Source organism: Leisingera coralii (assembly GCF_049056525.1).
Classification (GTDB): Bacteria; Pseudomonadota; Alphaproteobacteria; order Rhodobacterales; family Rhodobacteraceae; genus Leisingera; species Leisingera coralii.
In genome coordinates this window covers 1-9,121 of record NZ_JBHUPT010000027.1, presented here as the reverse complement: position 1 = coordinate 9,121, position 9,121 = coordinate 1, and the positions used below count along the sequence as shown (strand labels likewise).

9 protein-coding genes and 1 pseudogene are annotated in these 9,121 nt (G+C 64.8%); 6 read left to right on the top strand and 4 right to left on the bottom strand.

All coding sequences use genetic code 11. From position 1 onward, the window contains the following. The 3 genes and pseudogenes from ACFMBG_RS10620 to ACFMBG_RS10610 all read right to left on the bottom strand — a co-directional run. Positions 1-258: pseudogene (locus ACFMBG_RS10620) on the bottom strand (Re/Si-specific NAD(P)(+) transhydrogenase subunit alpha); the annotation flags it as partial. A 139-nt stretch (positions 259-397) separates the two neighbouring features. Beyond that, positions 398-847, bottom strand: a complete 450-nt coding sequence (locus tag ACFMBG_RS10615) for a methyltransferase family protein (RefSeq protein ID WP_421054664.1) — start codon at positions 845-847, stop codon at positions 398-400. A 224-nt stretch (positions 848-1,071) separates the two neighbouring features. Then, the gene (locus ACFMBG_RS10610; RefSeq protein ID WP_421054663.1) at positions 1,072-2,022 is read right to left on the bottom strand and encodes an MBL fold metallo-hydrolase; all 951 of its coding nucleotides are present in this window, start codon (positions 2,020-2,022) and stop codon (positions 1,072-1,074) included. A gap of 148 nt (positions 2,023-2,170) precedes the next feature. Between ACFMBG_RS10610 and ACFMBG_RS10605 the strand changes: the two genes are divergently transcribed. The 4 genes from ACFMBG_RS10605 (at position 2,171) to kynA (ending at position 5,557) form a co-directional block, all read left to right on the top strand. Continuing rightward, positions 2,171-2,923 carry an SDR family NAD(P)-dependent oxidoreductase gene (locus ACFMBG_RS10605; RefSeq protein ID WP_421054662.1) on the top strand — a complete coding sequence of 251 codons (753 nt, stop codon included), beginning with the start codon at positions 2,171-2,173 and terminating at the stop codon, positions 2,921-2,923. Continuing rightward, positions 2,923-3,300 carry an MmcQ/YjbR family DNA-binding protein gene (locus ACFMBG_RS10600; protein WP_421054665.1) on the top strand — a complete coding sequence of 126 codons (378 nt, stop codon included), beginning with the start codon at positions 2,923-2,925 and terminating at the stop codon, positions 3,298-3,300. Before ACFMBG_RS10605 ends, ACFMBG_RS10600 begins: the two co-directional genes overlap by 1 nt. Positions 3,301-3,381: 81 nt before the next feature. Beyond that, complete coding sequence (kynU, locus tag ACFMBG_RS10595) at positions 3,382-4,575, top strand: kynureninase (RefSeq protein ID WP_421054661.1); 1,194 nt, start codon at positions 3,382-3,384, stop codon at positions 4,573-4,575. Positions 4,576-4,723: 148 nt separating this feature from the next. After that, positions 4,724-5,557 carry a tryptophan 2,3-dioxygenase gene (gene kynA, locus ACFMBG_RS10590; RefSeq protein WP_421054660.1) on the top strand — a complete coding sequence of 278 codons (834 nt, stop codon included), beginning with the start codon at positions 4,724-4,726 and terminating at the stop codon, positions 5,555-5,557. Between the two features lie 34 nt (positions 5,558-5,591). Here the strand turns inward: kynA and ACFMBG_RS10585 are convergent, their stop codons facing one another. Further along, a complete protein-coding gene (locus ACFMBG_RS10585) occupies positions 5,592-6,173 on the bottom strand; it encodes a TetR/AcrR family transcriptional regulator (protein ID WP_421054659.1) in 582 nt (193 codons plus the stop codon). A 93-nt stretch (positions 6,174-6,266) separates the two neighbouring features. On the opposite strand from ACFMBG_RS10585, the gene ACFMBG_RS10580 reads away from it, so the two are divergent. Next, complete coding sequence (locus ACFMBG_RS10580) at positions 6,267-6,731, top strand: (2Fe-2S)-binding protein (protein ID WP_421054658.1); 465 nt, start codon at positions 6,267-6,269, stop codon at positions 6,729-6,731. A 3-nt stretch (positions 6,732-6,734) separates the two neighbouring features. Then, entirely contained in the window at positions 6,735-8,975 is a 2,241-nt protein-coding gene (locus ACFMBG_RS10575) for a xanthine dehydrogenase family protein molybdopterin-binding subunit (protein WP_421054657.1), read from the top strand. The last annotated feature ends 146 nt before the right edge of the window (positions 8,976-9,121 follow it).

Sequence of the window (9,121 nt, the reverse complement as noted above, 5' to 3'; positions counted from 1 at the left end):
GGTCAGCCGCTTCAGCTCGGTGGCGTCGGGCTGGCGCACCTTGGCGACGATATCGGACGCCTTCCACAGCGCCGCGGGTGTCTTGATGATCTCGACGCCGGCCGCTTCATAAGCGGCATCGGAAAACCCCGCCGCCGCCCCCGCCCCGGCCTCGATCGCGCAGTCATACCCCAGCTTCTGCAGCTGACGCGCAGAGTCCGGCGTCATCGCAACGCGGTTTTCGCCCGCAAATGTTTCCTTTGGTGTCCCTATCTTCACCTTGTCGGTCCCCCTTCGTTCTGCCCGTGCCAGCATCCTCTAGGTACGGATCACAATGATTTCATCTACAATGCGCAAGATTATTGCGCAAGGATTTTGCTGCATTGCCGCAAAGTCATGCCGCAACGCCGCGTTCCGGTCACACCCAGCGGCGCACCTTCTGCTCGTAGCGCGCCCAGCCGGCGCGGAACGTCCGGCGCATCCTGTCCTCCTCCGGAATGACAAAGCGTCTCTCCAGCACCCAGAGGAACACCGGGATCAGCGGCAGCGACAGCACCGCGTCGAACCAGAGGATGAGGCCCGCCAGGATCAGCACATCGCCCAGGTAGATCGGATTGCGGGTGCGGCTGAAGATCCCCGACTGCACCAGGCGGCTGGGTGTCTGATGCGGCAGGACCGTGGTCTTCTGCCGCCGCATCTCGGTGATGGCGAGCAGCGCCAGCAAAAGGCCGCCCCCCAGGAGGATGCCGCCCAGGAATTCCGCCCAGGCACCGCCGAAGGAGAGCCTGAGCGTAAAATGCTGCGATTGCAGCCATGCGGCCAGGACAAATCCCGCGAGCCAGACGGGCGGCACATCGAACCACTTCATCAGCTCTCGCCCATTTTCAGAATATGTCCTGAAATCATGCACATCGCGGGCAGTCTTCCCTTATCCGTCCTGGCCGTCCAGACCGGTTCGGCCGGGACTGAAAGAAAAGGACAAAATGCCCTCCATGCCGCGGAAACGACGAATCTGTTCCGGCATGCGGCATGATCCTGCACAAATTCACCGGTTTGACTAAGTATATTTTTGTGTACCGCAGCGGGGCGGGCTCACTCCCACTCCATTTCCTCGAAAACCCGGCCCGCGTTTTTGGTGGCAAGCTCCTCGAAGGTGTCGAGGGCCTTCCAGCGCTCCTGGTCAACATAGTAAGCGCTGGCGAGGTCTCCGCCCGCCTCGATATGGGCGCCGACCTTGGCCCGGAGGTCGGTCAGGTAGTCGAGCGTGTAGCGCCGCACCTGCGGCAAATTGGTCGGATGGCCGTGACCGGGGATCACATAGGCGGGCTCAAGCGGTTCCAGCTTCTCCTGCCAGGTCTCAACCCAGCATTTGGTGCAGGTATGCGGGAACACCGGCAGCATGCGTTCGTGAAAGGCGATGTCGCCGGCGATCAGAAGGTCCCACTCCGGGATCCAGACCTGAATGTCGCCCGGATCATGCGCCGGGCCGAGGTGCAGCACCTGCATCTCCACCCCGCCGAGGGTGAGGTCATAGCGGTCTTCGAAGGACAGGTTGGCGTGTTCGACGCGGGTCTGCCCCGCCCGGTCCTTGTTATAACCGCGCATCCTTTGCAGGATCAGGTCGCTGTTTTCCTGCGTTTCGGCAATCGCCTCCGCGTGGGCCAGCACGTCCACGCCCATGTCGCGCCAGTAGCCGTTGCCCAGCATCGCGTGGCCCTGGCCGTTTTCGTTGATCACCAGCACCACCGGCTGGTCTGTCACCTGCTTGATTTCGTCATGAAGCGCCTTGGCCAAGGCATCGGAGGCGCCGGCGTTCACCACCACCACGCCTTCGGAAGTTACGATGAAGGAGAGGTTGTTGTTGTGGCCTGCATTTTCATAGGTCGGCGGCGCGGTGGCGCCGATAGCTGAGAAGACATGGGGGATCACCTCCACCGGCTTGGAATAGAGCTCGGACTGGGGGTACTGGTCGGCAATGTCTTCGCTGGCCTGTGCGGCAAGGGGCATCAGCAAGGCTGCGCTGAGGGCGGCAATGGCTTTCATCGGAAATCTCCCTGAAGGTTTGCAGCGACATTCACACATGCGAATGTGACTGTAAACGCCTGACCCATGCGGCGTGACGGCACGGCGGGGTTGCCAGATGCCCCGGCCCGGTTAGGCTGGCCCGCAAAACAGGGAGGTCTGGAGTATCATGACATTGCAAGGCAAGCACGCGCTGGTCACTGGCGGCGGCACCGGGATCGGGCTGGCGATTGCCCAGGCTCTGGCTGCTGAGGGCGCACAGGTCACCATCACCGGACGCAGGCAGGAGGTTCTGGAGCAGGTTGCAACGGGGGGCCTATATCCGCTGGCGATGGATGTGCGCAGCGAGGAGGACGTGGCGGCCAAGGTCGGTGCTGCGGTGGCGGCCCGCGGTCCGGTCCAGATCTGCGTTGCCAATGCTGGCGTTGCCGAGGGTGCGGCCCTGCACAAGACCTCGATGGAGTTCTGGCGCAACATGATGGCGACCAACCTCGACGGGGCCTTCCTGACCATCCGCGAGTGTTTCAAGTCGATGCGGGAGACCGACTGGGGGCGGGTGATCACCGTGTCCTCCATTGCCGGCCTGCGGGGGCTGAAGGGGGCTGCCTGCTACTCAGCCACCAAGCACGGGATGATCGGCCTGACCCGGGCGCTGAGCGAGGACTACCTGGGCACGCCGTTTACCTTCAACGCGCTGTGCCCCGGCTATGTCGACACCCCGATTGTCGAGCGCAACATCACCTCGATTGCCCAGCGCGCGGGCATGAGCGCGGTGGAGGCGCTGGACGTGATGGTGAATGCCAACCGGCACAAGCGGCTGATCGAGCCCAGCGAGGTCGCCGCCGCGGCCCTGTGGCTGTGCGGGCCGGGATCCGGGTCGGTGAACGGCCAATGCATCGAGATCGCGGGCGGGCAGACCTGATGGACCGGGACGGGTTCAACCGCTTTTGCGGGACCTTTCCTGCGGCGGAGCATGTGGTGCAATGGGGCAACTCGGACGTCTGGAAGGCGGGCGGCAAGCTGTTCGCGGTCTGCGGCTGGGCTGACGGAAGGGATGCCTTCACCTTCAAGGCCGGCGAGATCGCCTTTGAGGTATTGCAGGAGCGCCCCGGTGTCCGCCCGGCGCCCTATCTGGCGTCGCGCGGGATGAAGTGGCTGCAGCAATTTGACGACGATGGCCTCACGGACACGGAGCTGAAGGAGCAGATCACCCTGTCCTATCAGATGGTCACTGCGAAGCTGTCCAAGAAGAAGCGTGCCGAGCTGGGCATCCCGGACCCGCAGCCCGTCGGGCGCTAGGCACTGGACAGAATGATGCGGATGCGGTAGCAATCGCGAAAAGCTTTAAGCTTGAAATACCTCATGGCACGCGAGGCCCCTATGACCGATTTTGCTGCAACCAAGGCGATGTTCGACCTGCCGGAAGGCGTGATCTATCTGGATGGCAACTCGCTGGGCCCCCTGCCCCGCGCCGCCAAGGAGCAGGTCGGGTCGATGATGCAGGACGAATGGGGCCAGATGCTGATCACCGGCTGGAACAAGGCCGGCTGGATGGACAAGCCCAAGGCGCTGGGGGACCGGATCGGGCGGCTGATCGGGGCGGAGCCCGGCCATGTGGTCATGGGCGACACGCTGTCGATCAAGGTTTACCAGGCCGTCGCCTCGGCGCTGGAGCTGAACCCGGGCCGCAAGGTGGTGCTGTCGGACAATGGCAACTTCCCAACCGATCTGTACATGGCGGACGGGCTGCTGAAGTCGCTGGGGCCGGACTATGAGCTGCGGGTGGTGGACCCGGAAGCTGTCGAGGACGCCATCACTGAGGACATCGCGGTGCTGATGATCACCGAGGTGGATTACCGCACCGGCCGCAAGCACGACATGAAGGCGCTAACGGAGAAGGCCCACGCGCTTGGTGTGCTGACGGTTTGGGACCTCGCCCATTCGGCCGGTGCCATTCCGGTGGATCTGGCCGGATGCAACGCGGATTTCGCGGTGGGCTGCACCTACAAATACCTGAACGGCGGCCCCGGCGCGCCGGCTTTCATCTATGTCTCGCCGCGCCACGCGGAGACCGCCCGCCCCGCCCTGTCGGGCTGGCTGGGGCATGAGGCGCCCTTTGCCTTTGACCTCGACTACCGGCCCGGCAGCGGCATCGACCGGATGCGCGTCGGCACCCCGCCGATCCTGCAGCTGACCGCGCTGGAGGCGGCAATGGATATCTGGGACATGGCGGACATGAACTCCGTGCGCGCCAAGTCCATCGCGCTGTGCGACCTGTTCATCGCCGAAGTCGAGAAGAGCTGCCCGCAGCTGGAGCTGGCCTCGCCGCGCGACCCTGCGTTCCGCGGCAGCCAGGTGTCGTTCAAGTTCGACGAGGGCTATGCCGCGATGCAGGCGCTGATTGCCCGCGGCGTGATCGGCGATTTCCGGGCGCCGGATATCATGCGGTTCGGCTTCACCCCGCTGTACATTGACGAAGGCGACGTGCACGCCGCGGTCGAGATCATCGCCGATGTCATGACAAACGCCCTGTGGGACCGGCCGGAATACATGGTCCGCCACGCGGTCACCTGATGCGCCTCAGCCGCTCATACCATCTGCCGCTCTGCCGCCCGGCGGGCTGGGTTGCGCTGTGGCGCCGCCTGGCCCAATGCGGCACCCTGAACCGGAGGACGCATTCCTTTCCCTGACTTATGCTACACTTAGGAAAAGGAACGCAACGATGACCCAACCCTACGACCCCGCCGACGATGGCGCCCAGATGTCCTTTGACGGGCGCATGTCCTATGGCGATTACCTGTCGCTCGACATGCTGCTGAACGCCCAGAAAACCTGGAGCGACACCCATGACGAGATGCTGTTCATCATCCAGCACCAGACCTCAGAGCTGTGGATGCGGCTGGCCATTCACGAGCTGAAGGCGGCGCGCCAGCAGCTGCTGACCGGCGAGGCGCGGCAGGCCTTCAAGATGCTGGCGCGGGTCGCCCGCATTTTTGAGCAGCTCAACTCCGCCTGGGACGTGCTGCGCACCATGACGCCTTCGGACTACACCCGGTTCCGCGATGCGCTGGGGCAAAGCTCCGGCTTTCAGTCCTATCAGTACCGGCTGATCGAGTTCATGCTGGGCAACCGCAACAAGGCGATGCTGAAGCCGCACTCGCACCGCCCGGACCTGGTGGAGCTGCTGGAGGAGGAGCTGGCGCAGCCGTCGCTTTATGACGTGGCGCTCAGGGCGCTGTCCCAGTCCTTCCCGCTGCCGGAGGAAGTGCTGAACCGGGATGTCTCCGCCCACTACCAGCCGCATGAGGCGGTGCAGGCCGCCTGGACCGAGGTCTACCGCGCGCCGGAAGCCCATTGGGAGCTGTATGAGCTGGCCGAGAAACTGGTGGACTTCGAGGACTACTTCCGCCGCTGGCGTTTCAACCACGTGACCACGGTGGAGCGCGTGATCGGCTTCAAGCGCGGCACCGGCGGCACCGGCGGCGTCAGCTATCTGAAACGGATGCTGGAAGTGGAGCTGTTCCCAGAACTCTGGCACTTGCGCACCGAGCTGTAAGGCACGCGCGGGCCGGTGCGTCCGGCCCCGCCCCTCAGCGCGGCGTCAGCCCGGCCCCGAACAGGGCCGCCAGCTGGCGCACCCCGGCCTGATACTCGGCATAATCGCCAGCCGTTTGCTTGATGCCCTTCAGGGAAGCGCAGATGGTGCGCGCGACCTCGGCGGCATCGCCGCTCAGCACAGCTTTCCCGGCATTGGCCTGCTGATCCAGCCAGGCCGCATAAATCCCGCTCAGGGCGGCTTCGCCCTCCGCAATCACCTCGGCGGCGACGCTCTTGGTGATCTCGAACAGCTCCATCCCGTGCGGCGAGGACATCATCATTTGCACGCCCTCCCCGGCCTGGCCTTCAAAGGCCGCCAGCAGCCGCTCCGGCAGCGGCCCCGGTTCCGCCAACGCGGCCCGCACCCCGGCAGCCGCAGTGCCGTAATAGGCGGCCACCAGCGCCCGGAAGATCGCTTCTTTGTTCTTGAAATGCAGATAGAGCGCGGGCCGCGACATGCCTGCGCCCTTGGCGATGTCATCCATCGAGGTCTTGCGGAATCCATAGGTGGAGAACGCCGCCCAGGCGGCCTCCAGGATTGCCTGCTGTTTCGGATCAATGCCTGCCATGTTCATGTTTCCGCTTCTGACATTGTTTGTAAAAAATGTCAATTGACACCCTGACAAAACTCGTTATTTTTGTCAGGAGCACAGCAAGGGAGCCCCGCCATGCCAACAGACCTGCGCATCAATGGAAAAACCCATCAGGTGGACCTGCCTGATGATGTTCCCCTCCTCTGGGTTCTGCGGGATGAGGTTGGCCTCACCGGCACCAAGTTCGGCTGCGGCGTGGCCGCCTGCGGCGCCTGCACCGTCCATATCGACGGCGAGGCGGTGCGCTCCTGCCAGGTGGCGCTGTCCGATGTCTGGGGCGAGGTGACCACGATCGAGGGTCTCGGCACGCCGGACGCGATGGCGGCGATCCAGCAGGCCTGGGTCGAGCATCAGGTGGCCCAGTGCGGCTACTGCCAGTCCGGCCAGATCATGCAGGCGGCCAGCCTGCTTGCAGAAAACCCGGCGCCCTCGGATGCGGAGATTGACGAGGCGATGCAGGGCAACCTGTGCCGCTGCGGCACCTACCCGCGGATCCGCGTGGCCATCCATTCCGCCGCCAAGAAGATCCAGGAGGCGTAAATCATGGCCAGCTTCAAGAAAATCGCCCGCCGCTCCTTCCTGATCGGGTCCGCCGCCATCGTTGGCGGGGTTGCCTTTGGCGCCTATTACGTCAGCCGCCCTGCCCCGAACCCGCTGAAACCCGGCGCGGGTGAAGCGGCCTTCAATCCCTTTGTGATGATCTCGGAGCAGAAGATCACCCTGATCGCCCCGCGCGCCGAGATGGGCCAGGGTGTGCACACCACCTGGGCCGCGCTGATCGCCGAGGAACTGGACGTGACGCTGGATCAGGTGGAGGTCATCCACGGCCCGGCCGCCACCGCCTATTACAACTCTGCCCTGCTGGGGGAGGTGATCCCCTCCAAAGGTTACGACAAGTCCCGCTTCATGCATTCACTGGGTGAGGCGCTTGGCCATGCGGGCAAGCTGATGGACATGCAGGTGACTGGCGGCTCCTCCTCGATGAAGGACGGCTATGAGCGGATGCGGGCGGCGGGCGCCTCTGCCCGGGAAACGCTGAAGCTTGCCGCGGCCAACAGGCTGGGTATTTCCAGCAGCCAGCTGTCCACCAAGGACGGCAAGGTGATTGCGCCCGGCAACATCGAGATTGCCTATACTGATCTGGCCGCCGAAGCGGCAGGGCTGGAACCGGTCGAGGCCCAGCTGCGCCACCGCAGCGAATGGAAGCTGCTGGGCAAGGCGCAACCGCGTGTGGACATGCCCGGCAAGGCCACCGGCACCGCGGAATTCGGTATTGATGTTCGCCTGCCGGGAATGAAGTTTGCAGCCCTCAAGGCCAATCCGCATCTGGGCGGTGCCATGAACGGCTTTGACGCAAGCGAAGCGCTGCAGATGCCAGGCGTCGAACAAGTGGTGGATCTGGGCAATGCCTTTGCCGTGGTCGCGAACAATACCTGGCTCGCCATCCAGGCCGCCGAGGCAGTGGTGGCAGACTGGGGCCCCGCGCCCATTCCGGAGACACAGGGCGAAATCCAGGATGCCATCCGTGCTGCCTTTGACGCTGAACCGAACTCCACCCTGCGCGATGATGGCGATGTCTCAGCAATTCCCCAAGGCGCGCAGGAAGTATCCGCCGAATACGAGGTGCCCTTCCTTGCCCACGCGACGATGGAACCGCTGAATGCCACCGCGCTCTACGACGGCGGCAAACTGCAGATTTGGAGCGGCAATCAGGGGCCGCTTCTCACCCGAAACCACTGCGCCGATGCCCTGGGGATCGACGCGGAGCAGGTCGAGGTGAACACCCCGCTGATGGGCGGCGGCTTCGGGCGGCGCGGCGAGATGGACTTCTCGGTCCATGCCGCCAAGCTGGCGCAGCAGATGCCGGGCACCCCGGTGCAGCTCACCTGGAGCCGGGAAGAGGACATGACCCACGACTTCTACCGCCCCGGCGCCATGGCCCGGATGCGCGGCGCCGTGAAAGACGGCAGCGCGGTGCTGCTGGACGGCCAGATCGCCAGCCAGGCGCTGACCCCGCAGCTGATGAACCGCTGGTTCGGCATGACCCCTGCCGGCCCGGACACAACGCTGGTCGACGGGGCCTTCAACCAGCCCTACGGCATCCCCAACTACCGTATCCGCGGCCACGCCGCGGACCTGCAGGTTCCGATCGGCGCCTGGCGGTCCGTCGGAGCGTCCTTCAACGGCTTCTTCATGGAGAGCTTCGTGGACGAGATGGCCCATGCAGCCGGTGCCGACCCGCTGGAATTCCGGCTGGCCCTCACCCGCCAGGAATGGGCGCCCGCGGCCAAGGTGCTGGAGGCAGTCAAGGAAATGTCCGGCTGGACCGGCAAGACGCCTGACGGCGTGGGCCGGGGCGTTGCCATGACCTACAGCTTTGGCACCCCGGTGGCGCAGGTGATCGAGGTTGCGGAGGAAGACGGGCTGATCCGCCTCAGGAAAGCCTGGATCGCCGCCGACCTCGGCGTTGCACTGGACCCGGGCAACCTGGAAGCGCAGATGTTTGGCGGCATGGCCTATGGGCTGTCGGCAGCGATGTTCGGCGAGATCACCTTTGCCGAAGGTGCTGCAGAGCAGGCGAACTTCCCCGACTACGACGCCATCCGCATGCACACCATGCCGCAGGTGGAGGTGCGGATCCTGGAAGAACAGACCCACATCAGCGGCGCGGGCGAACCCGGCACCCCGCCTGCGGCCCCGGCGCTGGCGAACGCGCTGTTCGACCTCACCGGCAAGCGCGCCCGGCGGCTGCCGCTGATGCATGACTTCGATCTGCTGACCTGAGTGCTGCGCGGCCTGCCCCGCTGCGGGCAGGCCGCCGCCCCAAATCAGCCGAGGATCTTGACCATCCGGTAGTTGTGGATCTTCACACCGCTGCGCTCAAAGTCGCGGCGCCGGTCCACGACGAAGCCTTGGCGTTCGAAGAAACC